At 56.1% G+C, this 17,136-nt stretch carries 14 protein-coding genes and 1 pseudogene; 6 read left to right on the plus strand and 9 right to left on the minus strand.

Translation table 11 applies throughout. The annotated features are described in order from the left end of the window. The first annotated feature begins 1 nt into the window (after position 1). The 4 genes from ACP26L_RS18505 to ACP26L_RS18520 are packed head-to-tail and all read left to right on the plus strand — an operon-like array spanning position 2 to position 5,352. Positions 2–1,333, plus strand: coding sequence for a sugar ABC transporter substrate-binding protein (locus ACP26L_RS18505; protein ID WP_426454739.1), 1,332 nt, complete (start codon positions 2–4; stop codon positions 1,331–1,333). Positions 1,334–1,378: 45 nt separating this feature from the next. Next, a complete protein-coding gene (locus ACP26L_RS18510; protein WP_426454740.1) occupies positions 1,379–2,692 on the plus strand; it encodes a carbohydrate ABC transporter permease in 1,314 nt (437 codons plus the stop codon). Next, positions 2,689–3,513, plus strand: a complete 825-nt coding sequence (locus ACP26L_RS18515) for a sugar ABC transporter permease (RefSeq protein WP_426454741.1) — start codon at positions 2,689–2,691, stop codon at positions 3,511–3,513. Before ACP26L_RS18510 ends, ACP26L_RS18515 begins: the two co-directional genes overlap by 4 nt. 51 nt (positions 3,514–3,564) lie before the next feature. Then, complete coding sequence (locus ACP26L_RS18520; RefSeq protein ID WP_426454743.1) at positions 3,565–5,352, plus strand: alpha-glycosidase; 1,788 nt, start codon at positions 3,565–3,567, stop codon at positions 5,350–5,352. A gap of 104 nt (positions 5,353–5,456) precedes the next feature. Here ACP26L_RS18520 and ACP26L_RS18525 read toward each other — a convergent pair whose 3' ends face one another. From ACP26L_RS18525 to ACP26L_RS18555, 7 genes are all read right to left on the minus strand, one after another. After that, on the minus strand, positions 5,457–6,149 hold the full coding sequence (locus ACP26L_RS18525; protein ID WP_426454744.1) for a GGDEF domain-containing protein: 693 nt from the start codon (positions 6,147–6,149) through the stop codon (positions 5,457–5,459). Positions 6,150–6,429: 280 nt separating this feature from the next. Then, positions 6,430–6,951, minus strand: a complete 522-nt coding sequence (locus tag ACP26L_RS18530; protein ID WP_426454746.1) for a DUF421 domain-containing protein — start codon at positions 6,949–6,951, stop codon at positions 6,430–6,432. A 136-nt stretch (positions 6,952–7,087) separates the two neighbouring features. After that, entirely contained in the window at positions 7,088–7,780 is a 693-nt protein-coding gene (locus ACP26L_RS18535) for a uridine kinase (RefSeq protein WP_426454748.1), read from the minus strand. Then, positions 7,777–8,523, minus strand: a complete 747-nt coding sequence (locus tag ACP26L_RS18540) for an HAD family hydrolase (RefSeq protein ID WP_426454749.1) — start codon at positions 8,521–8,523, stop codon at positions 7,777–7,779. The genes ACP26L_RS18535 and ACP26L_RS18540 overlap by 4 nt, the downstream gene beginning before the upstream one ends. A gap of 2 nt (positions 8,524–8,525) precedes the next feature. Beyond that, positions 8,526–9,569, minus strand: coding sequence for a zinc-dependent alcohol dehydrogenase (locus ACP26L_RS18545; RefSeq protein WP_426454751.1), 1,044 nt, complete (start codon positions 9,567–9,569; stop codon positions 8,526–8,528). Between the two features lie 68 nt (positions 9,570–9,637). Then, positions 9,638–10,876 carry an aspartate aminotransferase family protein gene (locus ACP26L_RS18550; RefSeq protein ID WP_426454753.1) on the minus strand — a complete coding sequence of 413 codons (1,239 nt, stop codon included), beginning with the start codon at positions 10,874–10,876 and terminating at the stop codon, positions 9,638–9,640. 111 nt (positions 10,877–10,987) lie between these two features. Further along, entirely contained in the window at positions 10,988–12,217 is a 1,230-nt protein-coding gene (locus tag ACP26L_RS18555; protein WP_426454754.1) for an MFS transporter, read from the minus strand. Between the two features lie 325 nt (positions 12,218–12,542). Between ACP26L_RS18555 and ACP26L_RS18560 the strand changes: the two genes are divergently transcribed. Next, the gene (locus ACP26L_RS18560; RefSeq protein ID WP_426454755.1) at positions 12,543–12,680 is read left to right on the plus strand and encodes a hypothetical protein; all 138 of its coding nucleotides are present in this window, start codon (positions 12,543–12,545) and stop codon (positions 12,678–12,680) included. Positions 12,681–12,806: 126 nt separating this feature from the next. Here the strand turns inward: ACP26L_RS18560 and ACP26L_RS18565 are convergent. Further along, positions 12,807–14,182 (minus strand): annotated as a pseudogene (locus ACP26L_RS18565) (glycoside hydrolase family 43 protein). A gap of 16 nt (positions 14,183–14,198) precedes the next feature. After that, positions 14,199–15,893, minus strand: coding sequence for an ABC transporter substrate-binding protein (locus tag ACP26L_RS18570; protein WP_426454757.1), 1,695 nt, complete (start codon positions 15,891–15,893; stop codon positions 14,199–14,201). Between the two features lie 219 nt (positions 15,894–16,112). Here ACP26L_RS18570 and ACP26L_RS18575 point away from each other — a divergent pair, with 219 nt between their 5' ends. Beyond that, positions 16,113–16,994: a helix-turn-helix domain-containing protein gene (locus ACP26L_RS18575; RefSeq protein WP_426445274.1), complete on the plus strand. Its 882-nt coding sequence runs from the start codon at positions 16,113–16,115 to the stop codon at positions 16,992–16,994. The last annotated feature ends 142 nt before the right edge of the window (positions 16,995–17,136 follow it).

The following is a 17,136-nucleotide window of genomic DNA, read 5'->3' on the forward strand; positions in this document are numbered from 1 at the left end:
GATGAGTTTGAATTGTTCACGCAAGGTGTGGTTCCGTAGTGCCACGGCCGTTCTTCTCGCATGCTCGCTGTCCGGCTGCAGTCTGAACGGCAGCGGCTCCTCCGGCGGTCATACCGCCGGCACCCCTGCCCCGGAGCAGACCGGACCGCAGAGCGCCGGATCTGCCGAAGCGGCTGAGCTGAGGCCCGAAGCGGGGGCAGCGCTCACCCTCTGGGAGGAGAAGTCGGAATCCGCCTTCCTGCTCCCCGCGCTCAAAGCGTTCGAAGCGAGTTTCGGCGTGCCCGTAACGATGGAGGAAGTCCCTTCGCCCGACCAGCCCAACAAGCTGGCCAACGACGGTCCGGCCAACCTCGCGGCGGATGTTGTGCTGCTGCCGCATGACCGGCTGGGGGATGTGGCCAGCGCCAATCTGGTACTCCCCAATGATGTACTCGGGGAGAGTACCCGTCAGACGAAGCTCGAGACCGCCTTGCAAGCGGTTACATTTGGCGGTATCCTCTACGGTTATCCCAAATCCATAGAGACTTATGCGCTCTACTACAACAAAGACCTTGTGAAGCAGGCCCCCCGCACCTGGGAGGAGATTGCCCAGTTCGCCCGCACCTTCAATGATCCCGCCGTGAATCGGTACGCCGTCATGTGGGAGAACAAGAGCTTGTATTATAACTATCCCTTCATTACAGCTCTCGGCGGATACGTCTACGGCAGGAACGGTACGGATCCTTCGGATATCGGCTTGAATCATCCGAAGGCCGTGGAGGGCATGACCTACTTCCAGAGCCTGAAGTCCATCCTGCCGGTACAGACGGCTGATGTCACCTACGACGTGAAGACACAGCTGTTCCAACAGGGCAAGCTGGCCTTCAACATCGACGGTCCCTGGTCCATAGGCAGCTTCCGGAATCATGTGAACTTCGGAGTCGCTCCACTTCCCCAGCTGCCCGGGGGGAAGAACAGCATATCGTTCTCCGGTATTCGAGCCTACTATGTCAATTCGTATACGAAGTACCCGAATGCCTCCAAGCTGCTGGCCGATTTCCTGACGGACAAGGAGAATGCGCTGGCGAACTTCAAGGCCACCGGCAGCATCACGGCCCATAAGGAAGCGACGGAAGATCCGCTTCTGAAGCAGGATCCTATCGTGAGCGGCTTCCTGGAACAGTTCGGTCATTCCCATCCCATGCCCTCCCTTCCCGAGATGGCCAATGTCTGGGCTCCGATGGAGGCCGCCATCGGAGCGATCTGGAATGACCAAGCGGACGTACGGACTTCCCTGGACAAGGCGGTCCAGACCATCCGGGATCAGAATCAGAACCGGTCCTCGGCCAGATAAGGATCACCCTTCCCACTCAACCTTTTGGCAGGAGGCCATGAGCACATGAACTGGAACCGGTCCACGAAGGCCGCTGCACTGTCCGCCCTGTGGATGGGCGCAGGACAGCTGTATAACCGGCAGTATATCAAAGGCTTCGCATTTGCGGCGGTCGGCGCCGCGGCCGTCAGCTGGGGGGCGGCCGGCCTGGTCCGCCGCCTGCACGGCCTGATCACACTCGGCACCACGCCAAGACAGATGGTCAAAACGGGCAATCAATACCGGATGACGGACGGCGACCATTCGATCTTCCTTATGATCGACGGACTGATCGCCCTGATTCTCCTCTTGCTTCTGGCAGGCATCTATGTGCTCAGCATCCGGGATGCGAAGCGGCAGGCCTTCCGCGCGGAGCGGGGCGAGAGGCTGGAGACCTTCCTCGAGAGCCTGAGGGCGCTTGGCGGACGGCATTTTCCCTATATCATTCTGGCGCTTCCCCTCGTCGCCGCCCTTTTCTTGTCCGTGCTTCCGCTGCTCTTCAGCATTCTGCTCGCTTTTACCGACTTTGCCGCTCCCAACCTTCCCCCCGCCAAGCTTGTTCATTGGGTCGGTCTGCAGAACTTCAGCAGCCTGATTTCCCTCCAAACCTGGAGCAGAACGTTCTTCGGGGTGTTCGGGTGGACCGTGATCTGGACCCTGCTATCCACGGTCACGACTTATTTCGGCGGGATGGCGCTGGCGGTGCTGATCCACCAGCCGGATGTGAAGTTGAAAGCGCTGTGGCGCACGATGCTGGTTATCCCCTTTGCCCTTCCGAACCTGGTGTCATTGCTCGTGTTCCGCAATCTGCTCAACAACCAGTTCGGCCCGGTGAACCAGACCCTCCGGCTCCTTGGCCTGGAGGGCCTTCCCTGGCTGACCGACCCCTTCTGGGCGAAGGTCACGGTCGTTGCGGTCAACATGTGGATCGGGGTGCCGCTGTCCATGATCCTGATCTCGGGTGTGCTGACCACCATCCCCCGGGATCTGTACGAAGCGGCCACGGTAGACGGTGCTTCCCCGTGGCAGCGGTTCAGCGGTATCACCCTACCCCTGGTCCTGTTCACCACGGCGCCGGTTCTCATCATGCAATTTGCGGGGAATTTCAATAACTTCAATGTGATTTTTCTGCTGACCGAGGGCAATCCCGCCATCTCGGACTACCAGTACGCGGGGGGCACGGACCTGCTCGTGACCTGGCTCTATAAGCTGACGCTGAACAACCGGCAGTATAATATGGCTGCGGTGATCGGCATCCTCATTTTCATCGTCGTGGCAAGCCTGTCCATCATCCATTACCGGCGAAGCCGTTCGTACCGGGAGGAGGATATGTCGGTATGAACCTTAGATTGATCCTGACCTATTTCATCCTGATCACCGCCTCGCTGGCAAGTCTGTACCCCGCGCTGTGGATTCTTCTCTCCTCGTTCAAGACGGGGACCAGCCTGTACAGCGAGACGCTGCTGCCGCGGAGCCTGACTCTGGATCATTACCGGGAGCTGCTGTCCGGGCGCAAATATGATTATCTGCTCTGGTTCCGGAACACACTGAAAGTCGCCGTCTTCTCCACTCTCTTCGGTACGTTCCTTACGCTGCTTGGCTCCTATGCGGTGGCCCGTTTCCGGTTCGCGGGGCGGCGGTATGGCCTTATGGGACTGCTCGTGCTGAACATGTTTCCGGGTTTCATGTCGATGATCGCCATCTATGTTTTCCTCCTGCAGCTCAATCTGCTGAACAGCCACTGGGCACTGATCCTGGTCTACAGCTCGGGTTCCTTCCTCTCCAACGTGTTCGTTGCCAAGGGCTTCTATGACACGATTCCCCAGAGTCTGGACGAGGCGGCCCGCATCGATGGTGCGACGAATTGGCAGGTCTTCACCCGCATCATGCTCCCCCTGTCGAAGCCGATGCTCACCTATGTAAGCCTGGTGATCTTCAACGGAGCTTGGGTGGACTTCATCTTCGCCAAGCTGATCCTGCGCACCGGGGACAAAACGACGCTTGCCATCGGACTCTATGACATGGTAAGCCGGTTCAACTCCACCGACTTCACGATCTTCGCGGCCGGCGCGGTTCTGCTCGCCGTGCCGGTCATGATCCTGTTTATCTGGCTGCAGCGGTTCCTCGTGGACGGCCTGACCGCCGGTGCGGCGAAGGGCTAGAGACGGATGGGATGTTTCTGATAAGTGAGAAAATAAAGGAGAGAACCCGCTATGAATCTCGAATCGATCTATCATATTGACGATATCCCGTATGCCTTTGCCGTGTGTCCTGACGCTATCAAGGTGCGCATCCGCGCCAAGCGCGGTGAGGTGGTCCGAGCGCGGGTGCTGCATTCGGACCGCTATGTCCCGTATGGGCATGAGGTGCCGCTGGAGCTGGAGCTTGCCGCATCGACGTCCGGCCATGATTACTTCGAGGGGCTTATCGAGACGTCCACGTTCCGAGTGCGCTACCTGTTCCTGCTGGAGGACGCTGAGGGCCGTGCGGTATGGTACGGAGAGCTCGGGGCGTCCGTGCACCGGGATAAGGCCGGGCACTTCCACTTTCCTTACCTTCACCCGTCGAATGTGCATGAAGTACCGGACTGGGTTCACGACGCGGTTGTATACCAAATCTTTCCCGAGCGGTTCTGCAACGGGGATACCTCCAACGATCCCGCGCAGCCGGAAGCCTGGACGCCGGAAGCCCGTCCCCGTCCCGACTCGTGGTACGGCGGTGATCTGGCCGGCATTCGGCAGAAGCTCCCTTATCTGCAGGAGCTGGGCGTCACCCTGCTATACCTGACGCCGGTCTTCCTGTCCCCCTCGACACACAAATATGATATCTCGGATTATCTTCAGATCGACCCGCAGTTCGGTGACATGGAGCTGCTGCGGACCTTGGTGGACGAAGCGCACGCTCTCGGTATGCGGGTGATGCTCGATGCGGTGTTCAACCATTCAAGCGATGAGTTCTTCGCTTTTCGCGATCTGGTGGAGAATGGCGAGAACTCCAGCTACCGGCAGTGGTATTACGCCGACCGTTTCCCGGTCACCGGGGAGCCGGAGCCGAACTATCTCACCTTCGCGACGGGAATCAAGACGATGCCCAAGCTCCGCACGTCCAATGCCGAACTGGCGCAGTACCTGCTGGAGGTGGCTGCCTACTGGATCCGGGAGACGGGCATCGACGGCTGGCGCCTCGACGTCGCCAACGAGGTCGATATGGGGTTCTGGCGCGCATTCCGCCAGACGGTGAAGTCGGTAAAGCCGGATGCGCTGATCATCGGCGAGATTATGCATCACGCCGGGCCGTGGCTGCGCGGGGACCAATTCGACGGCGTGATGAACTATGTGCTTCGCGAGGCGCTCGTCGATTTCTTCGCGAAGCAGGCCATCGGGGTGCGCGAGTTTTCCGCGCGGCTGGCCCTGAACCGGATGATGCACAGCGATGCCGCCAACCAGGCGATGTTCAACCTGATCGGCAGCCACGACACCGACCGGTTCTTGACGCTGTGCGAGCGCCATGGCCTGGGTTGGAATGACAAGAAGTATGCCGTGGAGCGGCTCCGTCTCGCCGTCTTCTTCCTGTTGACCTATCCCGGTATGCCGATGATCTATTATGGCGATGAAGTGGGCATGAGGGGAGGCTATGATCCCGACTGCCGGCGGCCGATGATCTGGGAGGAGGAAGCGCAGGACCGGGAGCTGTTCGAATTCTTCCGCACCCTGATCGCATTGCGACGGAGCCACCGCGCTTTGCGGCGGGGAACGTTTCGCAGCTGGCTCGAGGAGGAGGCGCTCGGGGTGCTGGGCTACATCCGCGACGACGGCACGGAGCAGGTGCTGGCGGTGCTGAACCACAGCCCGAACCCGGCGGAACTGGAGCTCGAGCTGCCGGCCGGCCGACGCGGCGGCGGGGTGCTGACCGATGTCCTGTCGGGAGCGGTTTATGCTCCCGCGGCGCGGCAGGTGCTGAAGCTGCCGCCCTTCGGCTGCGTGCTGCTGGTCGAAACATGAATGGCGTGATAAGTCTGTAGGCTGACGGTAAGGTTTACGCACTTTTCGCTCATCCAACATGAGCTCTAGGAGATGAAAATAAAGAGAGACCTAGGCTCTTCTGACTAGGTCTCTCTTTCGGCGTGATCGGTTGATATGGAACCGTTGTCTGTCATCTGTAATTTCTTCTTCCGCTTTCGCTCATACATATCGGCATCGGCCATTTTGAGCAGCACCTCCAGCTGCACACCCTGCTCGGGATAAAGCGCAGTGCCTACGGAAACGATGGAAGGGAATTGAAACCGCTCAGCCATGTTCGAGAATGCTTCTTCCAATTGCTGATGGAACCTTTGCAGCTCCCTTTCCGATTCATACTCCCCGATGATGATGAACTCGTCGCCACCCCATCGGGCGGCAGAATCCCGCTTTTTTAATGTTCGGATCAGCACCTCCCCTATGCTTTTTAGTACTTGATCACCAGCCGCATGACCGTGGATGTCATTGATCTGCTTGAATTGGTCACAGTCCAAAATGCAAATATAAAGTTTGCGCTGCGCTCGCTTCGCTGCCAGCACCATTTTATCGAAATGTGTAAGGATAAACCGACGGTTGTACAGATGGGTCAAGACATCCTTCTCGGAAAAATAAATCGCTTTATCGTACTGCAGGCCCGTCCAGTATGAAATCGGAATTAAGATGACATACCCCAAAATAAATGCAGGCAGATATATCTCTCCGAGCATAACAAAGTAACTCACGAAGATGGTTTGAATAAGGAACGTTATACCCACCGAGGCCATTCTGCCCTTGTACTTCATGCTGAAATTCTCTCCGATTCATTATTGTTAGTTTAAGCGATCACCAAAAATGCCCCCTCTTCACTTCATTATACATATTATTCGACAGTGATGTCGAAAATTTGAAGGTGCGGCGCACTCGGAAGCACAAAAAAGAGGCAGCTAAAGCCTCCTCGTCCCGCAAGTCAATGAAGGTGAAAATGGGATACTCCTGAGCGAATTAGACAAAGTCTAAGGGGGATATGATGGCTGCTTAGCGGTTTCCATGGTTCGATTGTCTCTTGTGAGACGATGCAAACCATCATTTTGCGCCGTCGGGATCACTGCCAAGCCGGGCCAGCAAAACTTCCAGATCACGCTTGGTCACGGGTTTTGCCGCTTCTTGCAGCTCATAGCCAAGCTCCCCGTTCATTTCGATGGTCCCCTGTTTGATATCGGCTATGCTGGCGATGCCCAGCTGGCGAAGCCGCATCTCAAGCTGATTGACCGTAATGCGCAGCTTCCGCAGCGCCTGCATATCCAGCTGCCCATCCCGAATGACGACAACGGCCTCTCCCGTGATCAGTTTCTGCAGCTTGACGGAGCGAATTTCAACAAACTCCAGCACAACCAGTACGATCAAAAACAAAGCGACCGAGGCAATCGCCCGCCACACGGTCTTCTCTATAATTCCCTGCGCGATCAACTCGCCGATAGAGATCATAATGACAGTCGTCGCGACGTTCATTTGCGCGATTGATTTTCGGCCTGAGATTCGCAGCAGTGCGATGCCCGTCAAGACAAGCAGCGCGCACTTCCAGACCAGTTGCCAGGATAAATCCATCCGCCGTCCTCCTCCTTCCTGGATGAAACCCCGCCTATCTTTCCCATTTCAGCTGGATTTTACCCATAACGAAGAGACCTAGTTCCTCGAACTAGATCTCTTCTTCTTCGTCGTTCCCTCGGAACACTCTCATCCCTCATAGGGGGCAACAGCATCCGGCTTGCTCTTCTTGACGGTCAAGACGCTGCTGCGTAAATACGATTCCCTGGCACCGCTCCCACGGGTAATCCTGCTTCAGATGCAGCAGTTGTCCCCGGTACAGCCGCTTCAAGTACCGCTCCCGGATGGCCTTCGCCGATCCATAATACTGCAGATCCCGCTCCCGGCTGCACGCCCTCTTGACACCGGCCAGAAATGTGGCATGGACCCACACCTTGTAATCGAACACATCGGGCAAATCCCGGCGCAGCAGGAACACCCCCTCAACAAGGATTATGGCCGGTTCAGTTACGGCATAGACCGCCTCGCGATACTCGTTCGATTCCCAATCCACGAGCGTCAAGGTTTTGCGTACAGCTCCTCCACCCTTCAGCGGCAGCAGCAGTTCCCCGAACAGCTTTCCGTAATCACAGGACTCCCGGTAATACCCCAGAGCCGGGTCCGGGTTGCGATACCGCACCTCCCGCTTGAAGAAAAAATCATCCCCTGAGACGGGCAGCACCGCAGCCCCCCGCTCCTGCAGGCTGGCCTGCAGCCGGTATGCGAGTGTCGATTTCCCCGAAGCGTCAATACCGGAGATGCACACCAGCAGATGACGATGTTCCCGCTTCCTCTCCTCATACCCCTGCAGGAGCTCCTCCAGCAGCTGCCCGAACTGGAGCTGCTTCATCGACCAGCCTCTACACACAGTGAGCTTAGGAGCCCCGGCACCTGGCCGATCCGCTCCAGATGGTAATACCTGCTGTTCGGCTCAAGGGATACGGAAGGAGACGGCGACAGATGGATGGTACGCATGCCGGCGTTCAGAGCACCTACGCTATCCTTGGTCTCGTGATCTCCGACATGAACGGCCTCATGAGGAGATACGCCAAGCTTCTCCAGTGTGAGAGCGAAGGCTCGGGCATGCGGCTTGGAAGCTCCTGTTTCGTCTGAAAACGTAAATACGTTGAAATATTCCAGCAGGCCGTCCCGCTGCAGCACCCGTCGCAGGGCCTGGCCCGACGTCTGGCCGGTATCCGAAATAATGGCCAGTGGGAAGGAGCGGGCCAGCTCTTCAATCGTCTTCTTCGTCTCCTCAAAGGGCAGTGGCGGATAAGAGCAGCCGATCTCGGCCAACTCCTCCGAAAGACGAACCAGTTCATCCTCAGGTAGGGAGATCTGCATGTGATTCAATGCGTGCAGCAGCCTCTCCTGCGCACTCGGAGTATAGTAGTCCTCATCCCACTGCTTCCTGCTCGCAGCCGCTGCCCGGCGGATCGCCGCGTTCAGCCGAGCCCGCTCTACCGCGTAACCGAGCTCATACAGCCTTTGATGAATGAGGTCTTCCCGCCGCTGTTTGCGGACGCCGTCCCGAACCGGACAATCGTGATAGAGCGTGTCCCACAGGTCCAGCGTGATTGCTCGAATGGCCACGATCACACACCTCCGGAATGCAGCACGACCTTGACTGCCGTGGAGTCCGATTTTAACAGACGCCCTTGAAGATCGCAGCCGAGCACGGCAAAAGCTTCATTGTAATCCGTGACGGGGAAAGCATGCGTAATCAGCTTCTTCGCCGGTACGATGCCCTGCTCAATCAGATAATGAGCTGTTGCGAAGGTGCCCAGCGAATCGATGGAGCCAATGATCTTCAGACTGCGGTCCACAATCTCCTTGGGGTTGAAGGTCGATTCCCCATCGCGGAGCCCGACCAGCATGAGATACCCTCCATGGGCGAGGCAGGCAATGGACGGCGTAGCGAGCAGCCCTGTCGTATCCACGATCAAGTCCACCTGCCTGTCCTCCGGAGAGTGAAGCCGAACCGCGTCCTCCAGCGAATGCTGCACATACCATCCCTGCGGGGCGGCGGATCGGGCAATGTCCCTGCGCTCTGCGGAGATTTCTACAATCGTTCCGGTGACCCCCTTGGATGCCAGCGCATAGCTGTACAGCATGCCGATGGGGCCGGCTCCGAGCACCAGGGTGCGGAAATTCGGCAGCAGCTGAATCTGATTGATTCCCGTTAAAATGCAGCTCAGCGGCTCCGTCATGGTCGCTTCCTCGTAAGTCGTGTGATCGGCAAGTTTGTACAGGAAGCGATCCTCGGTCACATAATAGTCCGTGAAGGTTCCATCGCTGCTCACACCCGTCTCAGTCGCGCCCTTGTGTATGCAGTGATTTTGCCTGCCTGTCCGGCACTTCGCGCACTGTCCGCAGTAGTAGGTGGGATCGATGACGACCCTGTCGCCGGGCTTCAAGGTCGTCACTGCGCTGCCGACCTCCACAACGTCGCCTGCGGATTCATGCCCCAGGATGATGGACGGCTTGGCATGATATTTCCCGCTGATGATCCCTAAGTCCGTTCCGCATATGCCCGTCGCCCGGATCCGTACCAGCACTTGATGCTGGGATTGAATCTGCGGAACCGGCCGCTCCTCCAGTGCAATATCCCACTGGGATTTATAAATCAGTGACAGCATGGAGAATCCTCCCTGAATTTGATATGATTTCGATTTGTAAACTGGGGCTCGGCCCATGAACGGACTACCTACCCGACTTTGGCAAGAACGGCGCTCAGCCTCTCGACGATTTCTGCGAGCTCCTCGTCCGTCGCAATGAGGGCCGGACGAACCTTGACCACGTTGCCGAAGCCGTATCTCGATCCTCTTAGAATCAGCCGTTGATCGGAGAAAGCTGCGTCGATGATGGCATTCGCCTTGCGCACATCCGGTGCCCCCTCTTCATCCACGATCTCTAGGCCCCACATCAGCCCGATGCCCCGAACGTCACCGATGCACCGGAATTTCATCGGCAGCTCATTGAGCAGACTGCCCAGAATTTCCCCCTTCAGCTTGACCTCATCCAGGAATCCCGGCTGGGATACGACGTCCATAGTCGCTTTGGCCGCGGCCAGCGAGACTAGATTGCTGCCCGAGGTGAAGGAGTGCTCGTGCTTCTCAAGGACATTCAGCCGGGACTGCATCAGTACGGCTGCAATCGGGATGCCGATCCCGCCGAGTCCCTTAGCCAGCGTAATGATATCCGGCTGCATGCCGAACAGCTCACTGGCGAACATATAGCCCGTCCGGCCGATGCCCGTCTGCACCTCGTCGGAGATCAGCAGCATGCCGTGTTCGTCGCACAGCTTGCGCAGCTGTCTGAAGTACCCTTCCGGCGGAATAATGTTTCCTCCGTTGCCTAAGATCGGCTCGATGATCATGCAGGCCGCTGAGCCGGAGCTCCCGTACTCGATATGGTCCGCTATCGCTTCCACACACTGGAAGCCGCATCCAGGATATGTCAATTTATAGTGGCAGCGATAGCAGTATGGAGGAGGCACATGAAGATGATTCGCTGCAGAGGAGTTCGGGAAGGCCTTGCGGCGAAACGCATTCCCGGATAGTCCGGTCGTAAACTGCGTCTGCCCGTGATGTGACATGAATACACTGACCACATCGTCGGCCCCGGTATATTTTTGGGCAATCTTCACGGCGCACTCATTGGCTGTCGAGCCCGTAATGTCGCGCATCCACCCGCTGTCGATTCCCTGGGGGGCATATTCCAACAGCTGGTCCAGCACCTCGGCAACATAAGGCTCTGTAAAGGTGGAAGACATGTGCGACAAGTTGCCGATCTGCTCCTGCAGCTTGCCTACCACATGAGGGTGGTCGTATCCCAGAGAGAGATTGAAGGTGCCGGATACCCCGTCGATATACTCTTCGCCGGCCTCGTTGATCAGCTTGATGCCCTTGCCGTACTTGAACATGCTCTTGACCAGAGTTTGCATTATATTGTTCCTCCATTTGATTTGGATTCGCTCCATTCTGCCTGAGCCGCGTGAGTCAACACAATTCTGCTCCATCACCTCCCTTCCGGAATGGGTATGATTGAATGAGGATTATCGGTTGGATGCCTGCAGCCCTGCTGTGTTCCCGCTCGCCCGGTTCCCGCCCAGCGGTTCCGAGAGGAAGACGATGAGGAAGAGAATCAGGGCAAATCCCGCCAGAGTCCACAGCGTCCACCCGACATTCCACTGCTCCATGCTCCAGCCGATGAAGAACTGCAGTACCGAGCCACCGATGCCTCCGGCGGCGATCAGGATACTGGTTGTGCGTTCGATTTTGCCCGGGAGCAGCGCATTAGCCAGTACCAGCGCGATCGAGAATAATCCCGACATGAGCAGACCCACACCCAGAATGAGCAGGAAAATACCTGTCCGGCTCTGAACGACAGCCAATCCGATCAGCAGCAGCAGCGTGCCCACACTGCTGGCCAGCAAAAATGGGATATACCTGACGCGCTCAGCCAAATGCCCGGCGAACAGTCGTCCTACCACCATCGCGGTCCAGAAGGCAGTGACCCCGAGGGCCGCGGTCGAAGGGGTGACTCCCGTACTCTCAATAAGAATGGAAGGCAGAAAATTCATAATCCCCAGCTCCAGCCCCATGTACACAAAGAAGAACACCACATAAATCAGCAGAATGATCCGCTGTCTGCCCTTGTATCCCCCGGCTGCCGCCGGCGCCGCACCACTGCCCTCGCTGCCGGGGTCCGAAGCCGGGGCCGTGCGCAGCTGCAGCAGCTCGGAGCTGCGCGCCGGCATCGTCACCCACAGCAGCAGCAGTCCGGCTGCAGCCGCTGCTGCTGCAAAGAATGCGTAGGACCATAAGTCCAGTGCTACGAATCCGCTGATGACCGCCGGCATGAGCAGGGCGCCCACACCAAAGTAAACGTCAAGCTTCGTCATCGCAATCGACTTTTGCCCTTCGGCAAACTCGATGGTAAACGCGCCGATCGCCGATTCGATAATCCCCGAGCCGAAGCCTGTGCAGAAGGTCATCGCCACCACAGCATACCAGCTCGGCAGAAAGCCGATGACGGTATAGGGTACAACGACGTTGAGCAAGGCCATCAGGAGAAGATGCTTACGGCCGAACCGCTGGGACCACCAGGGCGAGGTCATGACTCCGCATAAGAAACCGATGAACTGGAGAAAAAGCAGCATCCCTCCGTCGCTGTAATCCCTCCCATAGTGAGGGAGCAGCTTGGGCAGCAGTGAACCCAGCAGAACGCTGGTAATCCCAATTAACAAATAAAAATAGCAGCTCATTGCGAACAGTCGCTTCATTAGGCTCAACCTTTCCTTGGACATCATCCGCCTCCGCCTCAAGTTCACCTTGAAGAGCAGGCAGACACCGGTACTCCAACCGGATAAGGACACAGCATACTGACGAACGCATTACGTAATTTCAAGTGGACAACATTCGATCAAGCCGGACTTAGGGTCGTTTCTCGGAGCTTTGCATCCGCCGGGAAGCCGGCGACGATTCGGGTGGAAGACCATCATGACACCCCCTATCCGTGCGGATTATATGCCTGCAGTCCGCTGAGACATAGCTTCAGGGCGGAGTTCGAGGGGCTAAGCTTGGTGAAAGGACGCGCGGATCAGGCTGATGGAAGTTACAGATCATGGAGAGGATGCAGAAGAAGCGGTTGAAGAACAATGCGAAGGCGAAACGGAAAGGAAGGTAATGTTTATAAATCCATATTACACCAATTATGTTAGAATAAGTAGCAATATTTTGTTGTAATGGGTGGAATATTTTGACATCTTGCTGCTTCAAAAGTCGGACACCGACATGTTCCACTTACCCACCGGCAATGAAGTACCCTATTCAACACAAAAACGGCTGCCGATAAATCAGCAGCCATTCCTGTCAAACAGGCTCAAAGTCAAACCAATCGAACAACGCCGGGGTGCCCTGACCCGTACTACTTGAGGCATACATCACAACGAAGATCCCCGTAAACCCTCCAGCCACTTCCGTAGACAGCAAATGGGTTTCACCCGTGCCCAGCTCCACGAAACCGGACTGACCCTGCTGAATCGAGAACGTGAAGGTTTCAGGCCGCGCCTCAATCTTGAATACGACGGGTCCCCTGCCGCAATCGTGCCACTCCTCCGTTCTTTATGTTCCTACGGTTCGTCGGAATAAGACCGCCTTGCATCCGTTCCTTTCTTTTACGGCGAGATCGTAATGATACTTTTCGTTCATATACACCGTCAGCCCAGCTTCTTCTCCTTCGTTCACGGGCTCAAATTCCAGTGCCGCCGCTATGCTGCATGAGAAGTGGCTTAGGCGGCGTCCCACAAAGGCGGGTGAACCGGTATCATCCAGTGAAGCCTGGTTTCCTCTCAGCGCTAGATGTCCTGGAGATTCCTGCAGCGACCAGCTCTCCCGCTTCGGATTCCGCAGGAACGTCCAGTCGAACCGCAGCTCCGCCTCGTCGAAATCATCCCGGGATCCCTTCTCCGGCCACCGGACCTCAGGCAGCTTGGGCTTATCCATGACCGGCTCGATCTTCCCGCCCGCACCGATGACCGGCCAGCCTTCAGACGTCCAGGTGACGGGGGCAAGAAACACCTCCCTGCCCAGGTGATGACGCATCGGATAGGAAACCGGCCTGATCCCTAAGCACACAGCCCACCAGCTTCCATCCGGGGTCTGCACAAGATCCGCATGCCCCGTCGCTTGTATGCTGCTCTTCAAGCTGCGGTGCGACAGGATCGGATTATCCGGGCACGGTTCATAGGGACCATATGGATCGTTACTTCTCGCGATCGTCACCATATGGCCGTATTCGGTCCCGCCTTCGGCGATCATCAAATAGTATAGGCCATTGATTTTGTAGAGATGAGGGCCCTCCGGGTGCATGCCTCCCGTGCCCTTCCAGACCAGCCGGCTCTCCGTCAGCATGCTCCCGGTCGAGATGTCGAGCTCACACTGATAAATGCCCTCCCCTTGATCGCCCGAACAGGCGGATTGAAAATATACCCGCCCGTCATCGTCGAATAGAAGCGAAGGATCGATGCCCTGCTGCCGCCGGAGCTCCATGCGTTCGCAAGCGGCAGCTGTCTCTCCGATACGAGACAATGGCCAATCTGCCGCCAATGCACGAGATCCCTGCTGTGAAATATAGGCACGCCCGGAAAATATTCAAACGAGCTTGTGACCAGATAGTAGTCCTCACCTGCCCGGCAGATGCTGGGGTCGGGATAAAAGCCGGGTATCACCGGATTCGTATACTGCATAGAACCCTCACACCTCCTATTCATTCCAAAGTTTTATGCGGTCTTGAACATATGTCGTAAAGCCCTTCTCCATTTTCTCGACACCGGCCTTGATCAGATCCTGCTGATACGCCTCCCATATCCCATCGAATTCCTCCGGTTTGGCCATAATCGCTTGAGGAATCCGTTTCCTCGTTAGTACCTTCATCTTGTTCGCAAGGATGGTAACATCATCGTCGCCCGGTACGGCAATATTCCACGCAGCGCCCCATGCCTTAACCGGGAATTCGTCCTCCTTCGGAAACAGGTCCTTCCAGGTCAAAGCCCCGTAAGCTTTAAGCGTTTCCTTGTCGGCATCGGTATACGTCTTTATGATCTGTTCCGGATAATTCTTGGTGTAATAGCTGCCTGTGGAATCTCTGACGCCGTCACCATAATGGGCGCCGAGATTGGTGTAGAAGCCGATGCCGGATTCCCTGCTGAATGCGGTATTGTCAATCATGATGCGCTGCTGGATCTCCTGCGGAACGACACGTTTGCCATCCTGGATCCCATAATGCTTGCCTTCGATGCCCCAGTTGTTCAGAACCTGTGCCTGCTCGGATGCCAGGAAATCGAGGAACTGGATGGCACGGACCGGATCTTTGCAATCCTTGGTAATCCCTACGCCCCAGCCGGCCATAAAACCCGTGGATTGAAAGCGGTTGTCTTTATATTGATCGGACAGCATGACCGAATAGTGGCCATACGTCTGGTCTTGTTTCCCTTGAGACTTCAGCGATTTCTCGCCGTCCGCATAATTCCAATCCGCATCAATTAAGCCGATTACCCGCCCAGAAGCGATCTTGGCCTGATATTGGTCATGCTTTTGGACGAAGCTTTCCTTATCGAGCAAACCGATGGCATACATATGGTTAAGCCATTTGAAATAGTCCTTTTCCCCTTCCGTCCGGTAATGATATTTCGCTTCATAGGTCCTGAGATCAATATAGTATTCGCCGTCCCCGGATTTGCCGGTCGTTTCGGCCGCCGGATTCGTTACGGAGATGTACATCCTCCAATCATCCGAGTTCAGAGACAGGCCGATGTTCTTGTTCCCATGATCATCGGTCGGATGCTTGTCGATATAGGATTGGATAACGTTTTCATAATCCTGCAGCGTCTTTATGGCCGGGTAGCCCGCTTCCTTCACCGCACGGTGTTGGAGCTCGAATCCGCCGCCGGCGGCAAAAGCAACACCTCCCACAGCGGAGTAGGTCGGGATCACGTAGATCGACTTGTCCTCCATACTGTAGCGCAGACGCTTCGACTGATCGCCGATCAGCTTCTTGATATTCGGGGCATGCTTCTCAATCAGATCGGTAAGATCCAGCATGGCCCCTGCGTCAACCAGTTTGTTCAGCTCCCCTTTGGGACTGATCAGATCCGGGTACTGCCCGCTGGTCGCGATGAGCGCGACCTTCTGCGCCGGGTCGGCGACTGCAAATTCGGCGTCCAGGGTAACACCGGTCCGCTTCGTGATTTCTTTGCCTACTTCATCCTGCATGTTCTGCCAGTTCGGATTCGGGTCCGCACTGAAGAAAGTGAAGGTAACCGGAGAGGCACCCTCATCCTTCGATGTGCTGCCGCTCTGGGGATCATGGCTGCCGCCATTCCCCGTACATCCTGCCAGCAGGCTGATTGACAGCGCCAATGCAAGGCTAACCTTCGGTGTTGTCCCGATCCTGCTCATTCGTATCCCCCTCTATCCATGAAAGTATGGCAGCCGCTAGCTGCTCTGCTGCCGGTACGGTCAGCTATCATTATAGTTTACAAGATCACAGCCAAACCTTGATTTTAAGGTCACAAAATAGCATGATATAGACATCAGGGAACAAAGAAAACGTTGCGTTTCGTTGTTCAGCCATTCTTGCGTCAATGAAATCCGAGCTTGGGGACGGGGGGCGTACATTTGACCGATGTACATTTGAATTGGTTTACGACCGATGAGCAGTTTCTGTTTTATATTCAATATGGCGGTCATGACGAAGATACAGACCTGCATCGTCATGTCGATTTCTCCGAGCTCGTCATTGTATTGAACGGGAACGCCACCCACAGGGTCAATGCAGAAACCTCGTTTATCAAGAAGGGAGACGTATTCGTCGTTGAAGGAGCTGTCTCCCATGCCTACATAGACCCTCATCATTTCAAGATATGCAACATTATGTACCGTCCGGAGATGCTGCGGCTCGCCGGGCCCGATTTGAAAACGTCCAACGGCTATCAGGCACTTTTCGTTTTGGAACCGTTTTATCGCAATATTCATCCCTATCAGAGCAAGCTGAGTTTGCAGGTCTCGAGCCTGGAATACGTCTCCTCCCTCATTTCTATCATGGTAGAGGAATACAAGAGCAAGCTTCAGGGTTACCAGACCCTGCTGAGCGCCCGTTTTATGGAACTCGTCGTCTATTTGTGCAGGCAGTACGAGAATCAAGAATGGCATAGGGATCCCAGCAGCCTGATGCATGTGGCGAATGCGATCTCTTATATTGAAGATCGCTATCTATCTACCATCACACTGGAGGAGATCGCAGCCCAATCGAATATTTCCGTGAGGCACTTAAACCGGATTTTTCGGTCTTATTATCAAACCACCCCCTTCTCCTACCTTCAGAGGCTCCGCTTGGAGCATGCTTGCAATCTGTTGAAGAAGACCGGCCTCCCTATATCGGAAATTTCGCATGAAAGCGGGTTTAATGACAGCAATTACTTCACCCGCCAGTTTACCAAAATATACGGCATCTCCCCTAAGGCATACCGGCAGAGTCTAGAGGAGCTCAACCCGGCGTGAATTCCGCATTGAACCGACTTCTTCAATAAAAAAACGAAGAACCGGCCCTAGTCGACTGGTTCTTCTTCCAAATGAAAACTGTAAAATGAGCCGCAGTTTTACCACGGCAGGCTGCTGATGGAAAAGCCCGCTCAGTGCCATT

Origin of the sequence: Paenibacillus sp. S-38 (assembly GCF_049942825.1) — a bacterium.
Classification (GTDB): Bacteria; Bacillota; Bacilli; order Paenibacillales; family NBRC-103111; genus Paenibacillus_G.

What these genes read in the sequence shown, in the direction of transcription:
- ACP26L_RS18505 (WP_426454739.1), top strand. Translation starts at nt 2, where the DNA reads ATGAGTTTGAATTGTTCACGCAAGGTGTGGTTCCGTAGTGCCACGGCC.
- ACP26L_RS18510 (WP_426454740.1), top strand. Translation starts at nt 1,379, where the DNA reads ATGAACTGGAACCGGTCCACGAAGGCCGCTGCACTGTCCGCCCTGTGG.
- ACP26L_RS18515 (WP_426454741.1), top strand. Translation starts at nt 2,689, where the DNA reads ATGAACCTTAGATTGATCCTGACCTATTTCATCCTGATCACCGCCTCG.
- ACP26L_RS18520 (WP_426454743.1), top strand. Translation starts at nt 3,565, where the DNA reads ATGAATCTCGAATCGATCTATCATATTGACGATATCCCGTATGCCTTT.
- ACP26L_RS18525 (WP_426454744.1), bottom strand. Translation starts at nt 6,149, where the DNA reads ATGAAGTACAAGGGCAGAATGGCCTCGGTGGGTATAACGTTCCTTATT.
- ACP26L_RS18530 (WP_426454746.1), bottom strand. Translation starts at nt 6,951, where the DNA reads ATGGATTTATCCTGGCAACTGGTCTGGAAGTGCGCGCTGCTTGTCTTG.
- ACP26L_RS18535 (WP_426454748.1), bottom strand. Translation starts at nt 7,780, where the DNA reads ATGAAGCAGCTCCAGTTCGGGCAGCTGCTGGAGGAGCTCCTGCAGGGG.
- ACP26L_RS18545 (WP_426454751.1), bottom strand. Translation starts at nt 9,569, where the DNA reads ATGCTGTCACTGATTTATAAATCCCAGTGGGATATTGCACTGGAGGAG.
- ACP26L_RS18550 (WP_426454753.1), bottom strand. Translation starts at nt 10,876, where the DNA reads ATGCAAACTCTGGTCAAGAGCATGTTCAAGTACGGCAAGGGCATCAAG.
- ACP26L_RS18555 (WP_426454754.1), bottom strand. Translation starts at nt 12,217, where the DNA reads ATGAAGCGACTGTTCGCAATGAGCTGCTATTTTTATTTGTTAATTGGG.
- ACP26L_RS18560 (WP_426454755.1), top strand. Translation starts at nt 12,543, where the DNA reads ATGGAAGTTACAGATCATGGAGAGGATGCAGAAGAAGCGGTTGAAGAA.
- ACP26L_RS18570 (WP_426454757.1), bottom strand. Translation starts at nt 15,893, where the DNA reads ATGAGCAGGATCGGGACAACACCGAAGGTTAGCCTTGCATTGGCGCTG.